This window comes from Rossellomorea sp. GAMAL-10_SWC (assembly GCF_049568075.1).
Classification (GTDB): Bacteria; Bacillota; Bacilli; order Bacillales; family Bacillaceae_G; genus Gottfriedia.
Genome location: NZ_CP144911.1, coordinates 1,358,882 through 1,377,438, shown reverse-complemented (window position 1 = coordinate 1,377,438; position 18,557 = coordinate 1,358,882). Strand labels below are relative to the sequence as shown.

Below are 18,557 nucleotides of genomic sequence, written 5' to 3'. Positions count from 1 at the left end.
CAATACCACATTTTTATTCTACTTCGAGAGCAAATTTTAAAAATTGTACAAACAAAATCGATTGTTCTTCTATCATTATTTCTTCCGCTGAGAGTATTGCATAGTCTAGAGCTAGTCCATCAATAAATGAAACAATCATTCTTGCTAAAATTTCACTATCATACTTTTTACTAAACTCATTGTTTTTTTGGCCTTCTTTTATGACATCGGAAAAGATTTTAATTCCATAAAAATATCGTTCTTTCCCATACTTTTTTCTTCTTTCATCATTTCTACCAGTTATAAAAAACTCTAAAGTAATTGGTGCCAAAGGATCCATTCGATCATTTGGCACTCTGCTTTCACCGAACATTCTTAATAAAAGTAATTCCCAATATGAATCAACATGTTGATTCAATAATTTTCTTGTTTCTTCAGACACTCTTAGTAGAGACTCATATAAAAGTGATTCAAACAATTCTTCTTTATTAGCAAAATATTGATATAATCCACCTCTACTTACATTTGATGCGTCCATCACATGCTTCATAGTCGTTCTTTCATACCCATTTTCGATAAACACTTGTTTTGCTGCTTCTAAAATTTTAGTTCGACGTTGCTGTTGGTGCTCCTTGCTGACTTTCGGAGACATCTTTCTTCCCCCGCTCTACTCTATTTTTCGTTAAGAATCCAATTAGTGAGACAAATACTAAAAGTGATGCAGAAATAATAAATGTTGGAATGACACCAATTACAGTGGATAGCCATCCACCTAATAAAGGTCCAATAATTGTTGCTGTTGTGGTTACGCTTCCTATTACGCCAAATACTCTACCTGTTAACTCAACTGGGGTATCGACTTGAACAGATGCCTGGAATGGAACAAATACTAAGCCAGCTGCAAATCCTGCAAACAACCCTAATAATGGTGCCCATACAATTGAAAAATCGAGATTAAAATGTGTGAATAAAGCCATCATACCAAAACCAAATCCGATTCCACAAACTCCAATTAACATTAAATTATAGGCACGATAATTTGTTTTTTTCGCTAATATTAAACTAGAAAAAAACATTCCTACTCCAGAACCAGTTACTAAATAGCCAAATAAACCTGGTGATGCATGTTTAAGTTCCCTTATTAAAACTATAATTTGCGAATCTGATAACTGCAAGATTAAGAGACTAAAACCTAAAAATAACATCCCGACTAAAATTTGAGTATTAGATTTAATAAACGAAACGCCTTCCATAAACTCAGTTTTATAGGAAGATTTAGCTTTATCTTTCACTTTTTCTTCTTTAATCTGCTGGGCAACTTTTGGAAGTAAAAAAATTAAGATTGCAGAAATAATAAATGATACTGAATTAATATAAAATACTGGCGTTGTTCCAGCTGCCGAAACTAGAATTCCACTCAATATCGGTCCGAAAATTTTTGTAGCTGAGTCAATCATAGCTGTAATTGACATCGCGCTTTTTATTTCTTCATTTGGAACTAGTTCCTTTAACTTACCATTTTTGGCAGGATTAAAAACTGCAGAAAACAATCCAATCGTAAACAAACAAATATAGACCATCCACAACGTATTTGCTAATGCAAGTAAAATAAATAAACCAGCACGGACAATGTCCGATAAAACCATCAATTGCTTTCTACTAAAGCGATCTGCTATCGTTCCAGCAACAGGTCCTAATAATGCCATCGGAACAGCGAGACATAAAATAATAAATGAAACCTCAATTGGCGAAGCATTCCATTTTAACCCTACAAGCGTAATGATCGCGACAATACTTAACCAATCACCAATATTTGAAATCGCTTGAGCAACCATTAATGTTAAGAAACCTTTATTATTCCTTAGACCTTTCATCTTGTTTAGCCCCCTTAAAACCGACACTAGTGTCGTTTTTATTCAATTATAACGACACTAGTATCGGTTTTCAATCGTTTTTTCTGAAAATTAGTTATATTCCTCGTTTAACTTTATTCAAAAATGGAATTAAAAGTATTATTTTTTTAGATTGCTAAATTTTCTTTAATCCATTTTCCGTATGCCAAATGGGCCTGTTCAATACATTACTTTACTTACGAAAACGCATATTAGTTTAATAACATTCTAAATGAATCATAAATCTAGGGACCTAAAATTCAGGTACATTTATAAAATTAAAATGATAAAACTAATTAAATTTACTTTATTTTCCTATACATGTTCAAAATATTCTTTAATAATATAAAGATAGATGTAGAAAAGGAGAATGAATAGAAAAGTGAAAGTATACAAACCAAAGATTTTAACAATATTTCTTTTTGTCATATTTGGTATACTATTTCTTTTAATACTTTTGATGGCAATAATAAGTACCAAACATTTCTCAATTTCAACTATATTTGTATTCATTGGCTCCTTGTTATTTATCTTTTTACTTTTTAGAGATTCAATAAAATTATGGAATTATCGTAAAAAAGGGATCGGGATTTACTGGGACGAGGAAGGTGTAGTTGTAGACTTTGTTGGTAATAAAATATTTTGGGATGAAATTGAAAATATTGAATTTATTAAAACAAAATCTTCCAGAACTACCTTTATTCGTGTTCATTATTCGAAAGAAGAGCAAGTTCGTGTAAGACATAAACTTCCCTTGAAGAATATTTTTTGGAGATATAGAGGGAGTATTGAATGGATTGAAATTGAAAAACCAGGGGAAATGCATACTAATCTAGTAAATTATTGGGAAGAGAAAAAATCTTATTTTAAATAAAGTTTTTGTTAAATTTAAAACTTGATTTTTGAGCAATAGAAAAGGACACAAATACGCTTAAATTCAATGTAAGTGATACCTTTTGAACTAACTGCTTTCACGTACTGATAATAGAAAAGTAACTTAACTTCTTTCTCAGTGAATACTTTTTACTCATCTCAAATTTCCACGATTCCGGTTTTCTAATAATTAACAAAAGTACCCTATAGAGTAGACTTTTAAATGTCTATTCTATAGGGTACTTTTTAGTAGAAACGCTAGTCTTTTTTTATTGACTAATGTATGCATTTGTTGCATAAGGGATTTAAAAATTTTAGTCTAATTTACCTTTGCATAGATGCAGGTATCAGTTAGTTTTTTACCGTCAGCTGTAAGATCTTCATTACGTAATATTCCTTCTAGCTCAAAACCTAGTTTTTCAGGGATCGAACGACTTTTAGTGTTATTAGATTCACAGCGTATTTCAATCCTTCTAAATTTAAGTAGCTGAAAGCCTAGCTTTGTTAACTCACTTACTGTTTCTGTCATATATCCATTGCCACTATATTGCGTGTTAATCCAGTATCCAATTTCACCTTTAGAAATCTCCCAATTAATTCTGTGAAGGCTAGCAGTTCCAATAAAATCATTCGTATCCTTATGATAGATCAGATAGCGAAAACTTTCTCTTTTCAAAAAATCTATATGGGCATTTCTAAGGAGAATTTCCGTTTCTTCAATAGTAGGAATTGATTGGAATAAATGTAACCATTGCTTTAACTCACTAATTGAAGCATTAATAGCTTGGTATACTACATTGCCGTCACCAGCTTGAAGTGGTGCTCGAAGAATTAGTCTATCTGTTTCTATTTGTAACGGAACATCTAATAAAATAGGATTCATATCATTTCCCCTCTCGAAAACGTTAAATTATGACCTAATGAAACTTATATAATTAAAAAACTGTCACCCCAAAGAAATAATTCTTGAGGAGGAGAGCAAGCATGTTCAGAAGAAAGAAAATGTATAACCAAAAGCTCAATCCTTGTTCACAAAGCTAATACAATTCGCTATTTAATTATTCATCGCTTTTGTAAATCCGCCATCATCTAAGTATCGAATATTAGTTATTTTGCCATCTTTGTTAAAATAAACTCTACCTGAAACTTCAGCGTGCTTTTGTTTACTTCCAGCTTTTCCGTATAATACATAAACTTTAAATTCGTAGGCTCCTTCAGTCGTCTCAATTTTTTTAATATCAATGTTATTTACTTTTATTTGATATCCGCTTTTGTGTGCTAAAAATTGATAATTAAAAGCATATGCAGCGATAAAATTGTTGTACATCCTTTCAGTAAAATAAGGTTGGTAGTTTTTTTCATAATATTTTTCTAGCTCTGTGTTTTTTGGGGGTTGCGTAGCTTCCCCATCTTTTCCTATGACTGTTACATTTTCTTCCGACGATAACATCTCAATTAATTTTATATCAGGTCCTGTAAACTGTTTTTCTAAGACAGTTTTAATAGTCTTTTCATTTTGATCCTGAGGTGTGGACTTTACAATATTGGTTGAAGAGCAACCAGTTACTATGATGATTGCTAATAAAAGAAACGACATAATTGTCAATGAATAGAATCGGCACATAAGATTATTTTTCATTTATTCCTCCAAATTTTAATGACAAAGCATAATTTTCACTATTAAATATATTCCATTTTTTTCCTCAAAATCCCTTTTTCTTATGCAACTAACCTAGTATTTTGTTGAAGAAGAAATTCAACCACCTACTTTAACAAAGCCAAAAAGAAAAAAGATAGAAGCCCTTGCATCTATCTTTTGAGAGTTAACTTACACAAAACTATTACATATACAATAAAATCAATTATTCAAAAGAAAATCCCACAGTTTGATTCTTTTCCCAATTTTGCTTTTTTTGTTTACGTAAAATTGATCTCATTTCGTCGCATAGTCGAATGATATCTACTTTTTGTTCACAGTCCCACTCAATGATGATTGAGATATATAACTCATTTAATTGAGCATAAGAGAAGTCATTTGATGAATCGATTAGTAGCTGTAATTCTTCATTGTTTAAAATTCGATTTAATTTTTTCTTTTGTAAGTAGTCAGAACGCATTTCTTTTGTTGGTTGTTTAATTTCATATGCTCGATCAAATCTACCAGAGCGATTCATTAAAGCTGGGTCGATTTTTTCAGGATAATTCGTCGTTCCAATTAAAAATAAACCTTCTTTAGAAGTTGCACCATCAATCGTGTTTAAGAATACTGAGCGAACCGAAGGAGGCATACTGTCAATATCCTCGATAACTAGTACCATTGGTGTTAATTTTAACACTGAACTAAAGACCTCTTTAATTGTGTAACTTGATGTGTATTCAGTAATTTGCCAATATGCAACCGGTGCGTTAATACTACTTGCAATTGATTTTACTAATGTTGTTTTTCCATTTCCTGGATTTCCATATAATAAAAATCCTCGTTTATATGGGATATCATATGTTTTAAAGAAATCTCGACCTTCATTAAAGAAATGATCTATTGATCGATATATTTCTCTTTTTAATGATTCCTCTAAAAATACATCTTCTCTACTAACCATTTTGGTAATATTTTCAATCGATGTTTCGACACCGTCATCTGTATCTGTATAGACTGTTACATAATTTTTAATATAATCTCGTTTTCTTTTTAGTACGTATTGAAAAAAGGATGAAAGACATGAATCATTTTTAGCAAAAATCAGGTCTCTATTATATTGATTATCCGCTTCAAAGATCATCGCTTTCGATAAAGCTACTCCGTAATTCGGATAATAAAATAATCCATTTTCAACCCTTGGCTTAATGATGAGTTCCAATTTTTTATCAGTGTGATTCGAAGAAATAGTTTTTGTTTCAAGCTCATTATAAATATGGCTGATTAATTGAACTTCACTCGATTCTTCTTTAAGATCTTCTTCTAGAATTTCCCAGATTTCATTTGTAGTATCCTCATCTGAATACATTTGAAAATCTACTCCAAATGTATCAATTAGCTGACTTTGAATAGTTGAAATGATCTTTCCGTAATCGTAGTAATAAGGTAGTGTATTTCGTTCCATATCCTTCGAATCAAATAATACATTTATTTTTGTCATGCAATTCTCCTTCGTTTTCAAATCTTTCTTATAATTCTAAATCCTTAGTTTCTATAAGTCTAGTGTTGAAAGGATTAGACTTTCATTAATTTTTATTCAAAATGATCCTTATTCATGAAAAACACAAAAACCCCACAAGATCTTTAATTTACCTTGTGGGGTTTACTTAGTATGTATTAATCTTTAATCCCCTACCGACTTATGCGGTGGTACTATTTTTCCTTTTCTAGAAGGATTTGAAGAATGTTTGTCTTCTTCTGTATTTATTTCTTCAGGTAAACGAGTTGGAGCTATAGGGACACTTCTTACTTCATAATTGATTACATCAGAAGAATGAAGTGTAACAATCATACTTCCGCCATATTGTTTTGCTCGAATTAGAATTGGCTGATTATATTTATTTTGAAAACGGAAGTCTGGTCCATACCAACTAACAGTAGCATCACGTCCTGCTGGTACATATGGTACTCGTCTACTATGGGTATATCTTTCAATAATTTTTAGACCAGCGCGATCTACTGCATTAAATAGAGTAGAGGACACTTGACATATTCCTCCTCCTACTCCTTCGGACAATTCTCCCCTTACAATGACCGGTGCACGTTTATATCCCTTTGCTCCGCTTCTCTCTCCTACTACCTTATTAAAAGAAAAAACTTCATTTGGGAAAACTACGTAATTATCAATTGCTTTTGCTGCAAGAGAAATATTATGTACTCGACTTTTATTATTCGAATTAAAGTAAGTTACATATTGTCCAATTTGTTGAATCCTAATATGAGCTAATAATTCACTATCGACTTTAGGATAAATATCTAACTCTGGTACTTCAATTTTAGAGGGTCCTTTACTATAAAAATAGGTAGTAAATTGATCCTTAAACTCTTTTTTATATAGCCTGTAACCTACCTGGCCTGGTACAATCCTACCTTGTTCATTGATTGTCGCATTTATAGGGTTACGGTAAATTTGTTGATCAAGTTTTTCAATAAATTCATTAAACTTTTTATCGTTTATCAACGGTGTACCCGGTAGTGACATTGTAAAATCTTCACGATTAACTACAGCAATTGGATGGCCCTGTTGAATAACAGTTAAGCTGTCAGGAAGTTCAACTGATTGCGTCATTAATAATAAACTAGCAAGTAATTTTTGTATCATATTCGTATTTCACCCCAACATTAGTATGAACAAGATTCAATACTTTCATGTTTTTTCATTATCGTCATACTCGTATGCTCTTTCTTACCAATCCCTTCTTACCATAAAAATAGAGAAGGACTTTTCGTCTTCTCTAAGCTATTTTTACAGTTTATTGATTATTTTTATCGATTTTAAAGTCATTGTTATGATTATTTCTATTAATTTTTGTGGTTTTCATTCTATTTATTCATCATTGGTAGCTTATTTGCAGATTACAAAATTTTATTTGAAGATTTCACTTTTTTATTTGCAGTTTTAACCATTTCATTAGCACTTACATTGATTTAATTGTAGTTCGATCTTTTTTATTTGCACCCTCAATAAAGTACCAAATAAAAAACGAGTCGTTATTATAGCAACTCGTAAATTTTTCATCTATTTAAGATGTAAAATCATTCATGATGACATTTATCGTATTAAATGATTCTTCTCTTATCGGTGTACCATTGTCTTTACTTGCACTAAATGTAATTAAAGCCTTCCATAGAGCCCACCCTCTCGCTCTTTTCCAAGTATGTTCATCAAAGTTTAAACTGTTTTTAAAAACTTTTCTACTTTCATCATCGAAAAATGTCCATGCCATTGCAGCATCACATGATGGATCACCTACTCCAAGTATTCCAAAATCAATGACTGCACATAGTTCACCATTTTTTACAAGTAAGTTTCCAGGAGCAATATCACCGTGCACCCATACTGGTTCATTCTCCCATTTGGAACTTAGAGCTGTTTCCCAAATTACTGTTAGTAAATCTTTGTTAAAAATCTCTTTCGTTTGGTCAATTGAATCTATAGTTTCTTGGTCGTAAACATCTAGGTTTCCACCTCTAAAGAAATTATGCTTTCCTGCAATCGGCCCTCCATGAGCATCAATTGACTGGAACTCCTTTAAAAATTGTCCTAAATCTTTTGCAAATTGACTTAAATCACTTATATTTTCTTTATTTAAAGATTCTCCATCAATCCATTCATTGATTGTCCATGGCCAAGGATAGTATTTACTAGGACTTCCTTTTGCTAACGGTTTAGATACTGGTAAACTTAGTTTATTCGATAAAATAGGCAACCATTTATGCTCTTTTTCAACTTGAGGAACATAGCATTCTGCACTTGGTAATCTAACGCTCATTTTATCCCCTAAATGAAACGTTCTGTTATCGTTGCCACTAAATTCTACAGGCTTTATATCTAAGCTAGACCAAATTGGAAATTGTTCATTAATTAATTGTTTTACTAATTCAACAGTTATTTTATCCATCTAATCTCCCCATTTTTGCTATAAAACTAATAAATTATGTGTATTTTACTTTTGAGTAATCAATATAAATGTAACACCGAACTTGTCTGTAACAGTTCCGAATGCGGGACTAAATGGTACTGCTTCTAACGGTGCAATAACATGTCCATCTTGTTGTAGTGAATTAAAAATGCGCTTTGTTTTTTCTACGTTATCGATTGAAAGATTAATCGTAACTTCTACTTTTTTATGTTCATAATTAGGTGTATTTTGTTGAAAATCTTTGTCCATAATCGGATTAGATTGAATCGGCGCATCGAATAACATAAGGTCACTTTCTCCGATTTTTAAAATTGCATTTGCAACACTATTTTTTAATGCTTCTGGACAAGGTATTGGCATTTCACCGTATGTTTGTATATTAAGAACCTCTGCTTCAAGTTCTTTTTCATAAAAATGAACCGCTTCTTTAGCATTCTCACTCATCACAATACATGGTGTTATTTTTAACGTCATAATGCCATCTCCTTCTCTATTTCTTACTAGCTTTTACAGCTTTCTCTAATCGTGTCATGGCTTCTTCTAATGTTTTACGTGTACAAGCGTAATTTAATCTCATAAAACCATCCCCATTTATTCCAAAACCGCGACCTTCATTTAAACCTAGTTTAGCATCATTAATCATAAATTCGTTTAATTGGTCGCCTCTTAGGCCCAAACCTCTAAAATCAAGCCAGCCTAAATACGTTGCTTCTGTAACTCTCATTTTTACTTCGGGAATATTTGTTTTTAAATAATTATGAATGAACTCCGCGTTTCCTTTTAAATAAATCAATAATTCATCAAGCCATTTTTCACCTTCGTTATAGGCTGCTATTACTGCCTCAATTCCGAAAATATTTAAGTTTTCTAAACTAGAACGAGCAATTGCATGAGAAAACTCAGTAAATAAATCTTCATTTGGAATAACAGCAAGTGACGAAAATAATCCTGCAATATTGAATGTTTTGCTTGGTGACATAAATGTAATACTCATATTTGCTGCATCTTCACTTAATGAATAAAAAGGTATATGACTACCTTTCTTGTAGACTAAATCTGCATGTATTTCATCTGCTATTACAACAACTTTATTCTTTTTACATATTTCAAATAAACCTGATAATTCCTCTTTCGTCCAAACTCTTCCAACAGGATTTGCAGGGCTACATAGAATAATCATTTTAGTTTTTGAAGTAATTTTATTTACTAGATCATCTAAATCCATATAATAATATCCATCTTCTTCAATTAAAGAATTTTCAACGATGTTTCTTCCATTATTTCGAATTGTACTGAAAAATGGAAAGTAAACTGGTGGCTGAATGATGATTTCATCACCTGGTTTTGTGAAAGCATCAATGGCTAAATTTAATGCAGGTACCACACCAGGTATATTTGTTAACCATTCTCTTTTAATCGAAGTTTTATAACGTTTACTTGCCCAATTCATTGCTGATTCAAAAAATTCTTCAGGTATATGTCCATAACCATAAATAGGATGTTGAGCTCGTTTCGTTATAGCCTCTACAATCCCGGGTGCACAAGCAAAATCCATATCGGCAACCCATAAAGGTAGTACATCCGTACATCCAAATACTCGATCAACGGAGTCCCACTTTGTACTATTTGTATTTTTTCTATTATGTTCTTCATTAAAGTTAAAGTTCATGATTAATCCCCCACCATTTTTCGATCATTTATGATTATGATTTTACTATTTTTATTCCAGTAAATAGTTAACCAATAGTATTTTCGTAAACATAATTTATATCCAAATTATACTATTCCAATAAAAATTTCAAATTAAAATAAACAATTAAAAACATTTATGGCATCAATAATTAACAATCAGTTGGAAAAAATATGAATAATTGTAGTGCTTGCTTTTTATCAAATTTTACCCTATAGTTAACCACATGGTTAACTATTATAATAACAATCTTGATCAAGTATTTTCAGTTTTATCAGATTCTACACGGAGAGCAATCATTCAAGAGCTATCTAAAGGAGAGAATACGGTTAAAAAATTAGCAGAACCTTTTGATATGTCATTACCTGCATTTTCAAAACATATGAAGGTTCTAGAAAACGCTGGATTGGTTTCTTTTAAAAAAGTTGGGAGATTTAAGTATTATTATCTTCATCCTAATGCAATTACATCGGCATCCAATTGGCTTAACGAATTAAAGACTTTATGGGAGCATCAACTATCAAGTTTAGAGCAGTTTTTATTATCTGAAGAAAATGGAGGTAACGATGATGATCACGATGAATAATCCACAAAATTTCACATTAAAACTTAATCATGTTTACCCTGTAAAGAGAGAAAAAGTATTTGCGGCATGGACTAAACCAGCGCTTTTAGAACAATGGTGGGGTCCACAAGGATATAGAACTGAAATAGTAGAAATGAATGTTGAAGTACAAGGAAATTACAAATTCACAATGCGCTCACCAAACGGGATTGATCACATCGTTTTTGGGCAATATTTAGAAATTTTACCTAGTGAAAAATTAGTATTCACATGGCAATGGGAACAACAAACTGAATTTCCTATTACAATTGTAACTGTCGATTTTCTTGAAATTGATGGAAAAACGGAAGTAATTGTAACCCATTCTAATTTACCTAATGAAGATGAAGCAAAAAACCATACACATGGATGGACAAGTTTCTTGAAAGAGAAGCTTACTAGTTTTTTTCAATAAATAATTATATATGAAAAGAGGAATATAAAATGGTAAATATGCCACATCAAATTACAATTAATGGAACACCTGAGAAAGTATTTGAAGCAATTACTACAACTGAAGGAATCAAATCTTGGTGGTCTACGGATGCAAAGGCAGAGCCTCAATTAGGAAGTATAACAGAAGTCGCATTTTATAATCGTCAAGCTGTTTTTCAATTACAAGTCGATGAAATTGAACCTGGTAAATTATTAGAATGGACTGCATTACACGATATGCCTGCATGGAAAGGTACAAAGATTCGTTTTGAATTAAATGTGAATGAAAACGGTGCTACAATTTTAAATTTCAATCATTCAGGATTCGAATCAATGGAAGGACCTTATGCAATGATCAATACAACTTGGGGTACTTTAATGTATATTCTAAAACAATATGTTGAAGGTAATAATCCAGTTGTTTGGCATCAAGGTTAAACTAGTTTATGGTAGATGTATTAACTGAAATAACAATTGACTGCCCAATAGAAAAAGTTTCCGAATATGCATCGAACCCTGAAAACGCTCCTAAATGGTATATAAATATTAATTCGGCAGAATGGAAAACAGAAAAACCTTTAGTAATTGGTTCCAAAATTGCATTTAAAGCGCGTTTTTTAGGAAAAGATCTTGCCTATTTATATGAAATTATAGAATATACTCCAGGTAAAAAACTAGTAATGAGAACAGCTAACGGTCCATTTCCAATGGAAACCACATATACCTGGTCAAAAGTAAATGATTCTTCTACTTTAATGACTTTGAGAAATAAAGGAAATCCAAAAGGATTTTCTAAAGCAATTACCCCTTTTTTGTCAAAGATGATGAAAAGAGCAAATATGAAAGACTTAAGAGCGATCAAAAAAATTGTAGAAACATTAAATGATTAAAATTTTAGGATAGCTCATTCAAGTATGTATCTACTTTTTAAAAATATATTTCTAATATCGATTTATTTTTTTCATTAAGCTAGCAAATAATAAAGGCATCACGATTTAAATGGAGGATCTGTAATGAAAAAAGAAGATGAATACACTGATGATATGAATCAAATATTAGAAATTATCAATGCAAAAGGTGATACTGGTGAATTACTTGAAATTGTAGACAAGTATAAACAAGCTGAAAATCCAGAATGTAATCATGACATTTTTTATCAAGAACTAAGAGTAATTGCTGAGGATAGTGCAAAAGAAGATTAAATACAGTAGGTTAAATGAGTAGTGGAACAATTTTTGTTCCACTACTTTTTACTATTTTTACAAATCGAAACCACTCATTTGAATCTTTATATGTATTACCGTTTATAAACTATATTCTTCAGTTGGAATTTTACCTTTTAAAATATCATATTCAGCTTTCATTTCACCAAATTTTTGAGGATTTCCATGGTCTGGCGCATAATCAGGGTGCCAAAGCTTTGTATATTCCCTCATTTGTTTCTTCCAAACTTCAGCGCTATCATTTGGATTGAAATACTTGAAATGATGTTTTTTATTTTTCTTGATTGAAGTAGAGTAATTTCTTAAATACTCTTCCCAGACTCTAGCCCAATCAACTATTTTCTTTTTATATTCTTTTGCTTTCTCAGCATTTTTCCTTTTTTCTTCTTTCTTCCAATCTTCCATTCTTTGACTAAAATCTTTAATACCTTGTTTTGAGTTTCGCCATCTTAGCTCTGCATCTCTTATTTCTTGATCTGTAATTTCTTCAAATAAACTTTCATCGTTAAGAACTTCATTAAGATTCTCTTCATTTTCTTTGGAATTTATATGTAGATCATACATTTCTTCTATCATTTTTTCGATTAATTCTGCACTAGTTTTCCCTGTAAGTTGGGATAGCTTTTCCAGTTTTTCAGTGGATTCTATTTGAACCTTATGTGTTAAATAGACGTATTTAGTTTTGTTTCTCAAGCACCTCAACTCCTTAATTAAATGTTACTATACAAGGATAAATCTATATATTAAATAATGAAGTCAATCATGTTACATTCTTAAGCAAACTCTTAATTTAAATAGGACTGGTCTAAAAATAGACGAATGTAAAATATTAATAATATAGTGAAGCTTAATGAACCTCTAAACTTTTTTTGAAAGTAACTTATTTCCACTTCAATCAGAGATCCTTATTAACATGATGTTTAAATTCAAGATGTTTAAAGATTACACTGTTTTTTATTATCAACTTATTTTATTCGATATTAATCTATTGCAACCTTTCTGAATTCAATAATTATTTTTTATCAAGCTTAATAATTTTTTCGAAATTCTCACGAGAACATATTATTTATATAATTTCATTAAATAAATGATTTATAAGGGAGTGATTTCTATTATTAATCAATTTAAAAATATACCAACAACTTGTATTTCAGATGTAATGGATGGTCTTAATAATATGGATCCGTCCATAAAGCCTTTAAAAGAAGAATATAGATTCGCAGGAAGGGCACTGACTGTTAAAATTCCTGTTGGTGATAACTTGGCTGTATTAAAGGCAATTCGTGAAGCAAACCCAGGAGATGTCATCGTAATCGATGCAAAAGGGGATCGATACCGGGCAATTGCAGGAGACTTTGTTGTTGGAATGGCACAAACAATGGGTGTTAGCGCAATAGTTGTTGATGGGGTAATCAGGGATATAAGCGGTATTAAAAAATTAAATTTCCCTGTATTCTGTAAAGGAACTACCGTAGCTGCAAGTGGAAAAATTGGAGTAGGTGATATTAATATCCCAATTTCATGTGGAGGTACATCAGTTAACCCAGGTGATATCATTGTTGGTGATGCAGATGGAGTAGTTGTAATCCCTCAATCGGAAGCAAAAACGATTTTAGAAAAATCACTAGATAAAATAAAAAAAGATGAACAAAGAGAAGAACAAGTATCTGGTAATATTGAAGCTATAAAATCGTATATTGATCGTATGCTTTTAAAGTAACAAAAGAATGATTTTATAAAAAAAGGTTCTCAATATAGGTTTTTTGAAAAAAACCTATTAGAACCTTTTTTTACTTGGCTAAAATTTTAATTTTATCAAATTTCTTTTTATAAACGTTTTTTAGCTTCATCCATTATTTCATTTATTAAGTTTTCTACCGATTCCTTTTTAGCTAATCTAGGACTTTGTCCTGACCAAAGTGACATAAACTCTTTATTATTTTGTACAGAGGACGCTTTTCTCATCGTTTGGGTAATCGTATTTTGAACCGGAAACTGTGGTAAATCTGCTTCGTATTTTTTCATTTCGGTAATAAATTTGTTTTCAATTCCTCTTGCCCATTTCCCTGAAAATGCTCGGGTTAAAACTAACTGGTCTTCAGTAGAATTTAGAATAGCATTCTTATGTACTTCATGTGCCCCACTTTCAATACAGGTTAGAAAAGCAGTACCCATTTGAACGGCTTTCGCTCCTAAACAAAGAGACGCCATTAAGCCTCTTCCGTCCATAATTCCACCTGCTGCAATTACTGGAATACTAACCTGATCAACTACTTGTGGAATTAGCGACATTAATCCAATTAAACTTTCCTCATGTTCGTTTAAGAAATTACCTCGATGTCCACCTGCTTCACTACCTTGTACGACAATTAGATCTATTCCTGATTTCTCAATTTCAATTGCTTCATTTACAGTAGTTGCTGTTCCAATCAAAATAATATTATGAAGCTTTAACTCTTCTATTATTTCCTTTGAAGGTATACCGAATGTAAATGAACAATTAGGAACACCTTCTTCAATGATCACTTTTATTTGTTCGTGAAATGTATCATTATAAGAATGGAAATTTTGAACTTGTACGAGGTCATTTTTTTTTATATTTAATTCTTCATTGAAAGGTTGTAATAAATTATTGGATTTTGAAATTTCATTTTCGTTTACTCTAAAATCATTTGGGACAAATAGATTAATTCCGAAGCTTTTATTTGTTAACTTTTTTATTTCTCTAATTTGTTCACGTATTTGTGATGGAGTCATATAGCCTGCTCCGATTGTACCTAAAGCTCCACAATTTGATACTTCAGCTACAAAATTTGAAATTGTGATTCCCCCAGCCATCGGAGCTTGAATAATTGGATATTCTATCTTTAAAAGTTCAGTTAGTTGATTTTTAAACATTCCTTTCACCTCTATTAATTTTACTTTTTTCTACTCACCAAAAAGTCCCGAATAGTCTACCAACACTATCCGGGACCTTACCTATTATTTTATTACATTCGGAGATTTTGAGGGTATATTTACGCCTAGATTTAAAAGTCCATGGCCTTCCTCAAACGTACTGTATCCGATTGGTACTGTATGACTTATTAGCAGTTCGAACAAATCTGGTTCAGTGATTTTCTCATTATTCTCAGACTCAAACTGTTGAATTAATAATGCAATTGCCCCAGATACATGTGGTGTTGCCATTGATGTACCAGAAAGAACAGCATATTGATTTGTCGGATAAGTCGAAAGAATCTTTTCTCCCGGAGCAACTAAATCAATTTCGTTATTGGTATTACTAAAATTAGATAATCGTTTTTGAAGACTTACGGAACCTACTTCTATAACTTCATCGTAAGCACCTGGATAGCTATATTCATTGGTTGAGCCATCTCCATCACCTTCGTTACCAGCTGCGCATACAACGGCTATATTTTGTTCAACCGCTCTTTGAATCGCTTCATGCAACGAAGAATCATCCTCTGGACCACCTAATGACATTGAAATCACTCGAACAGTTTCTCCATTAGAGCCTTTCCAATTCGTCGCATAATCAATCGCTTGTACAATTGATTCAATGCTACCTTCCCCAGCACCAGTTAGTACTTTTAAAACGAGAAGTTTAGCTTTTGGAGCTACTCCTACAACCCCTTCTCCATTTTCAGAAGCTGCAATCGTTCCACATACATGTGTACCGTGACCATTATTATCTAAGAATACGTTAGGATCCCCACCGTAATCTTCAGTAAAATTATATCCACCAATAATTCGCTCTTGTAATTCAGGGTGATCAGTCTGACAGCCAGTATCAATAACTGCTACAACCACGTCTTCCCCTTGACACCCTTTGTCCCAAATAGATTTAGCATCAATTAAACGAACTCCAGGTGGTACTTCATTTGTACTACCTTTAACTTCTTCCAGCTTGTAAGGAATTAATCTAAATTTAGACATGCCTACCAACTCCTTTTTGGGATTTATTCATAAAGGATAAATCTTTGAGGTATAGATTAGTATTCTACATCCATCCATAATTTTCCTTTAAACTAATTCAACTTTATTTAAAATTAATTCTAAAACGGTTGGAAATTAATAAATTCACCATCTAATTAAGAAAATTTTAAATCTTATTTCTCTATATAAAAAACTTTGCTAACCTTTACATCAGATTAATCTTAGCTTAAAAAAATGGATTTATAATCTAATAGTGTTAAGGCATTATTCAAACTAGGGGGAATACAATGCTTACTAATTTTTTAACTGAAATCAAATTTTGGTGGTTTGGAGAGATACGAGAAGAAATAGAAGAAATTGAACGAATTGAATCCAAGCATACAAGAGTTCGTTTTGACTCTGATATTTATGAATTAATCCGTATCCATTAGAAGAATATGAGGAAGGTTGTCTAAATTTCCTATAGATAAAATTAGAACCACAAGATGATTAATTTTAACTTGTGGTTTCTTTGTTTATTCTCCATTTCAAAATAGAGCTCAAATTACCATGACTTATAAGAGCATTTTTTATGTTATCATTCTATTAAATAAGGTATGGGACAACATTGTATGAAATAATGTTTCGATCACGATACGTTTGAGTTATTACATCACTTTTTGTACTAAGTATTCCATTTTGCAATAAGACTGGTTTAAAGCCCCTTTCGCTAGCTCCGTTATAAGTAAATAGAACACAGTGCTCTGCTGCAAATCCAGCTATTATTACTAACTCAACGTCATTTCCTTTCAAAATCTGCTCTAACTCAGTATTCCAAAATGCATTTGAATGTTCTTTTGTAACACAAATATCTTGTTCTTCAACTTTAATTTCTGGGATGAAAGAAAGTAATTCTGAATTTAGTTCCTCTGCTCCTTCGATATCTTGAACATGTATAACTAAGTGATCTTTTAATCGGATACGATCAGCAACAAAGTTTATATATTCACATGCACCTTCGACATTCAATGATTCTTTTTTATCCTCTAAAAATATTTTTTGCATATCAATGATAAGAAAAGCAATTTTCATTATTTACCCTCCATGAACTTTATATTTCTTATAAGTTATTATTCTATTTGTTTTGTTATAGTCCTACCTTTTTTTAAAAATAAAAGAGGCACTCAAAACAGTTCTTATAGATTTTGAAAATAGAAAAAAGCATTGATATAGTTATCAATGCTCCTCATTAATTCTTAGAATTGGGTCTTGGTCATGAAATGCGATGCATATAGGAATTGTAATTTGATTAGGTAGCTCATTTAAAGCTCTTATGTAAGATATAACTGTTCTTGCAACTAGGTATATTGTTGTACCGATTGCTAAATTACTACGAACCGTTTTCCTCATAAATTTCAGCAAATTGTTTTAAACTTGGACCTCCAAAGTCATCGGTCCAATTACAAGCCCAATCTTCATCACATTCTTCTAACGGATTGTATTCTTCACATATGTAAAATGCACCTTCCCAATTATGATCTAAAACATATTCAAAATGGATTGCTTTGGAATCTAGTTCAATAGCAATTTTTATTGACTGTTCAAGTCCCATTTTCAATTCTTTTATATAATCTTTTAAATCAATTTGCCTAATTTTATTAGCCCTTTCAGTCCCCGCTAATTGATTACATCTATTAAATTACTTCTCTTCAAGCTCCTCAAAGTTTCTCTCTTTTAGATCTACTTGCAATTCATCTAAATGGTCAAAAATGTGCACACTATATTCCTCTAGTAGTTATTCCTTTTCGATTATAGCATCTATCTTTCTATCAAATTAGATGACGTAAAATCTTTTATTAAAACTTATTTATTTCTAGCCGGAACTAAAAAATGACAGCCCTTTACTATTCGATTAGGTCTGTCATTTTATCTGATTAATTTTCACTTAGTCATATACATTATTATGATTTATTGTTTAATTTTTTAATTTCTATTTGACCGCCATTGATCGGTAATTTTTTTACACTATATTTTCTTTGATCTGCATTTGGCAAAGGTAGTTTCAATATATTTATATTTTTATCGGCAATTTCTTCATTTTGAGTTTTAATCTGAATGCGTTCTTTTACATTAGTCTTTTTTAGACCAATTTGATCAAAAGCTAAAAAACTAACACATAAGCAAATGACAAATGTAGAAACAAAAAATACAATTTTTTTCATAGTATCCTCCTAACTTAATGCTTGTCCATCTTTAAGATTAAGAGTATTTTATGAAATTTATTTCGTTATTAGAACTTTATAGAAGTCTTTTCTTTCTAGTTA

At 31.4% G+C, this 18,557-nt stretch carries 23 protein-coding genes; 8 read left to right on the top strand and 15 right to left on the bottom strand.

Annotated features, from left to right (window positions below; all coding sequences use genetic code 11):
* Positions 1 to 13 precede the first annotated feature (13 nt).
* Together V5E38_RS06615 and V5E38_RS06610 are read right to left on the bottom strand one after the other, a co-directional pair.
* Positions 14 to 631, bottom strand: coding sequence for a TetR/AcrR family transcriptional regulator (locus tag V5E38_RS06615; RefSeq protein WP_499212630.1), 618 nt, complete (start codon positions 629 to 631; stop codon positions 14 to 16).
* On the bottom strand, positions 585 to 1,853 hold the full coding sequence (locus tag V5E38_RS06610) for an MFS transporter (RefSeq protein WP_499212629.1): 1,269 nt from the start codon (positions 1,851 to 1,853) through the stop codon (positions 585 to 587). The genes V5E38_RS06615 and V5E38_RS06610 overlap by 47 nt, the downstream gene beginning before the upstream one ends.
* A 388-nt stretch (positions 1,854 to 2,241) precedes the next feature.
* On the opposite strand from V5E38_RS06610, the gene V5E38_RS06605 reads away from it, so the two are divergent.
* Positions 2,242 to 2,745 carry a hypothetical protein gene (locus tag V5E38_RS06605; RefSeq protein ID WP_499212628.1) on the top strand — a complete coding sequence of 168 codons (504 nt, stop codon included), beginning with the start codon at positions 2,242 to 2,244 and terminating at the stop codon, positions 2,743 to 2,745.
* Between the two features lie 318 nt (positions 2,746 to 3,063).
* On the opposite strand, the gene V5E38_RS06600 is transcribed toward V5E38_RS06605, so the two are convergent.
* The 7 genes from V5E38_RS06600 to V5E38_RS06570 all read right to left on the bottom strand — a co-directional run bounded on the left by V5E38_RS06600 (position 3,064) and on the right by V5E38_RS06570 (position 10,032).
* Positions 3,064 to 3,627: a GNAT family N-acetyltransferase gene (locus V5E38_RS06600; protein WP_499212627.1), complete on the bottom strand. Its 564-nt coding sequence runs from the start codon at positions 3,625 to 3,627 to the stop codon at positions 3,064 to 3,066.
* 171 nt (positions 3,628 to 3,798) lie between these two features.
* Positions 3,799 to 4,383: a hypothetical protein gene (locus tag V5E38_RS06595; RefSeq protein ID WP_499212626.1), complete on the bottom strand. Its 585-nt coding sequence runs from the start codon at positions 4,381 to 4,383 to the stop codon at positions 3,799 to 3,801.
* 223 nt (positions 4,384 to 4,606) lie between these two features.
* Positions 4,607 to 5,881 carry an ATP-binding protein gene (locus tag V5E38_RS06590; RefSeq protein ID WP_499212625.1) on the bottom strand — a complete coding sequence of 425 codons (1,275 nt, stop codon included), beginning with the start codon at positions 5,879 to 5,881 and terminating at the stop codon, positions 4,607 to 4,609.
* Positions 5,882 to 6,064: 183 nt separating this feature from the next.
* Positions 6,065 to 7,042 (bottom strand): VanW family protein, encoded by a 978-nt coding sequence (locus V5E38_RS06585; RefSeq protein WP_499212624.1) that lies wholly within the window; start codon positions 7,040 to 7,042, stop codon positions 6,065 to 6,067.
* Positions 7,043 to 7,463: 421 nt separating this feature from the next.
* Positions 7,464 to 8,342, bottom strand: a complete 879-nt coding sequence (locus V5E38_RS06580; RefSeq protein WP_499212623.1) for an aminoglycoside phosphotransferase family protein — start codon at positions 8,340 to 8,342, stop codon at positions 7,464 to 7,466.
* Between the two features lie 45 nt (positions 8,343 to 8,387).
* Entirely contained in the window at positions 8,388 to 8,837 is a 450-nt protein-coding gene (locus tag V5E38_RS06575; RefSeq protein ID WP_499212622.1) for a VOC family protein, read from the bottom strand.
* A gap of 16 nt (positions 8,838 to 8,853) precedes the next feature.
* Entirely contained in the window at positions 8,854 to 10,032 is a 1,179-nt protein-coding gene (locus tag V5E38_RS06570; protein WP_499212621.1) for a MalY/PatB family protein, read from the bottom strand.
* A gap of 247 nt (positions 10,033 to 10,279) precedes the next feature.
* Here V5E38_RS06570 and V5E38_RS06565 point away from each other — a divergent pair, with 247 nt between their 5' ends.
* The 5 genes from V5E38_RS06565 (at position 10,280) to V5E38_RS06545 (ending at position 12,294) form a co-directional block, all read left to right on the top strand.
* Complete coding sequence (locus V5E38_RS06565) at positions 10,280 to 10,639, top strand: ArsR/SmtB family transcription factor (RefSeq protein ID WP_499212620.1); 360 nt, start codon at positions 10,280 to 10,282, stop codon at positions 10,637 to 10,639.
* Positions 10,620 to 11,072, top strand: coding sequence for an SRPBCC family protein (locus V5E38_RS06560; protein ID WP_499212619.1), 453 nt, complete (start codon positions 10,620 to 10,622; stop codon positions 11,070 to 11,072). Before V5E38_RS06565 ends, V5E38_RS06560 begins: the two co-directional genes overlap by 20 nt.
* 29 nt (positions 11,073 to 11,101) lie before the next feature.
* Positions 11,102 to 11,530 (top strand): SRPBCC family protein, encoded by a 429-nt coding sequence (locus V5E38_RS06555; RefSeq protein ID WP_499212618.1) that lies wholly within the window; start codon positions 11,102 to 11,104, stop codon positions 11,528 to 11,530.
* Between the two features lie 8 nt (positions 11,531 to 11,538).
* Positions 11,539 to 11,982: an SRPBCC family protein gene (locus tag V5E38_RS06550; RefSeq protein ID WP_499212617.1), complete on the top strand. Its 444-nt coding sequence runs from the start codon at positions 11,539 to 11,541 to the stop codon at positions 11,980 to 11,982.
* Between the two features lie 123 nt (positions 11,983 to 12,105).
* A complete protein-coding gene (locus V5E38_RS06545; protein ID WP_097978761.1) occupies positions 12,106 to 12,294 on the top strand; it encodes a hypothetical protein in 189 nt (62 codons plus the stop codon).
* A gap of 102 nt (positions 12,295 to 12,396) precedes the next feature.
* Here V5E38_RS06545 and V5E38_RS06540 read toward each other — a convergent pair whose 3' ends face one another.
* Positions 12,397 to 13,008: a hypothetical protein gene (locus tag V5E38_RS06540; protein WP_499212616.1), complete on the bottom strand. Its 612-nt coding sequence runs from the start codon at positions 13,006 to 13,008 to the stop codon at positions 12,397 to 12,399.
* Positions 13,009 to 13,417: 409 nt separating this feature from the next.
* Here V5E38_RS06540 and V5E38_RS06535 point away from each other — a divergent pair, with 409 nt between their 5' ends.
* Complete coding sequence (locus V5E38_RS06535) at positions 13,418 to 14,035, top strand: RraA family protein (protein ID WP_499212615.1); 618 nt, start codon at positions 13,418 to 13,420, stop codon at positions 14,033 to 14,035.
* Positions 14,036 to 14,142: 107 nt separating this feature from the next.
* On the opposite strand, the gene V5E38_RS06530 is transcribed toward V5E38_RS06535, so the two are convergent.
* Positions 14,143 to 15,213, bottom strand: a complete 1,071-nt coding sequence (locus V5E38_RS06530; RefSeq protein ID WP_499212614.1) for an NAD(P)H-dependent flavin oxidoreductase — start codon at positions 15,211 to 15,213, stop codon at positions 14,143 to 14,145.
* Between the two features lie 84 nt (positions 15,214 to 15,297).
* A complete protein-coding gene (locus V5E38_RS06525) occupies positions 15,298 to 16,254 on the bottom strand; it encodes a S8 family peptidase (RefSeq protein ID WP_499212613.1) in 957 nt (318 codons plus the stop codon).
* Positions 16,255 to 16,541: 287 nt separating this feature from the next.
* Between V5E38_RS06525 and V5E38_RS06520 the strand changes: the two genes are divergently transcribed.
* Positions 16,542 to 16,685, top strand: coding sequence for a hypothetical protein (locus V5E38_RS06520; RefSeq protein ID WP_176525898.1), 144 nt, complete (start codon positions 16,542 to 16,544; stop codon positions 16,683 to 16,685).
* 154 nt (positions 16,686 to 16,839) lie between these two features.
* On the opposite strand, the gene V5E38_RS06515 is transcribed toward V5E38_RS06520, so the two are convergent.
* From V5E38_RS06515 to V5E38_RS06505, 3 genes are all read right to left on the bottom strand, one after another.
* Positions 16,840 to 17,325, bottom strand: coding sequence for a cysteine hydrolase family protein (locus V5E38_RS06515; RefSeq protein ID WP_499212612.1), 486 nt, complete (start codon positions 17,323 to 17,325; stop codon positions 16,840 to 16,842).
* Between the two features lie 298 nt (positions 17,326 to 17,623).
* Entirely contained in the window at positions 17,624 to 17,845 is a 222-nt protein-coding gene (locus V5E38_RS06510) for a hypothetical protein (protein WP_499212611.1), read from the bottom strand.
* A gap of 349 nt (positions 17,846 to 18,194) precedes the next feature.
* Positions 18,195 to 18,455: a hypothetical protein gene (locus V5E38_RS06505; RefSeq protein WP_499212610.1), complete on the bottom strand. Its 261-nt coding sequence runs from the start codon at positions 18,453 to 18,455 to the stop codon at positions 18,195 to 18,197.
* Positions 18,456 to 18,557: the final 102 nt, after the last annotated feature.

Coding starts and splice junctions, on each gene's coding strand:
- V5E38_RS06615 (WP_499212630.1), bottom strand. CDS start 631: ATGTCTCCGAAAGTCAGCAAGGAGCACCAACAGCAACGTCGAACTAAA.
- V5E38_RS06610 (WP_499212629.1), bottom strand. CDS start 1,853: ATGAAAGGTCTAAGGAATAATAAAGGTTTCTTAACATTAATGGTTGCT.
- V5E38_RS06605 (WP_499212628.1), top strand. CDS start 2,242: ATGAATAGAAAAGTGAAAGTATACAAACCAAAGATTTTAACAATATTT.
- V5E38_RS06600 (WP_499212627.1), bottom strand. CDS start 3,627: ATGAATCCTATTTTATTAGATGTTCCGTTACAAATAGAAACAGATAGA.
- V5E38_RS06595 (WP_499212626.1), bottom strand. CDS start 4,383: ATGAAAAATAATCTTATGTGCCGATTCTATTCATTGACAATTATGTCG.
- V5E38_RS06590 (WP_499212625.1), bottom strand. CDS start 5,881: ATGACAAAAATAAATGTATTATTTGATTCGAAGGATATGGAACGAAAT.
- V5E38_RS06585 (WP_499212624.1), bottom strand. CDS start 7,042: ATGATACAAAAATTACTTGCTAGTTTATTATTAATGACGCAATCAGTT.
- V5E38_RS06580 (WP_499212623.1), bottom strand. CDS start 8,342: ATGGATAAAATAACTGTTGAATTAGTAAAACAATTAATTAATGAACAA.
- V5E38_RS06575 (WP_499212622.1), bottom strand. CDS start 8,837: ATGACGTTAAAAATAACACCATGTATTGTGATGAGTGAGAATGCTAAA.
- V5E38_RS06570 (WP_499212621.1), bottom strand. CDS start 10,032: ATGAACTTTAACTTTAATGAAGAACATAATAGAAAAAATACAAATAGT.
- V5E38_RS06565 (WP_499212620.1), top strand. CDS start 10,280: ATGGTTAACTATTATAATAACAATCTTGATCAAGTATTTTCAGTTTTA.
- V5E38_RS06560 (WP_499212619.1), top strand. CDS start 10,620: ATGATGATCACGATGAATAATCCACAAAATTTCACATTAAAACTTAAT.
- V5E38_RS06555 (WP_499212618.1), top strand. CDS start 11,102: ATGGTAAATATGCCACATCAAATTACAATTAATGGAACACCTGAGAAA.
- V5E38_RS06550 (WP_499212617.1), top strand. CDS start 11,539: ATGGTAGATGTATTAACTGAAATAACAATTGACTGCCCAATAGAAAAA.
- V5E38_RS06545 (WP_097978761.1), top strand. CDS start 12,106: ATGAAAAAAGAAGATGAATACACTGATGATATGAATCAAATATTAGAA.
- V5E38_RS06530 (WP_499212614.1), bottom strand. CDS start 15,213: ATGTTTAAAAATCAACTAACTGAACTTTTAAAGATAGAATATCCAATT.
- V5E38_RS06525 (WP_499212613.1), bottom strand. CDS start 16,254: ATGTCTAAATTTAGATTAATTCCTTACAAGCTGGAAGAAGTTAAAGGT.
- V5E38_RS06520 (WP_176525898.1), top strand. CDS start 16,542: ATGCTTACTAATTTTTTAACTGAAATCAAATTTTGGTGGTTTGGAGAG.
- V5E38_RS06515 (WP_499212612.1), bottom strand. CDS start 17,325: ATGAAAATTGCTTTTCTTATCATTGATATGCAAAAAATATTTTTAGAG.
- V5E38_RS06510 (WP_499212611.1), bottom strand. CDS start 17,845: ATGGGACTTGAACAGTCAATAAAAATTGCTATTGAACTAGATTCCAAA.
- V5E38_RS06505 (WP_499212610.1), bottom strand. CDS start 18,455: ATGAAAAAAATTGTATTTTTTGTTTCTACATTTGTCATTTGCTTATGT.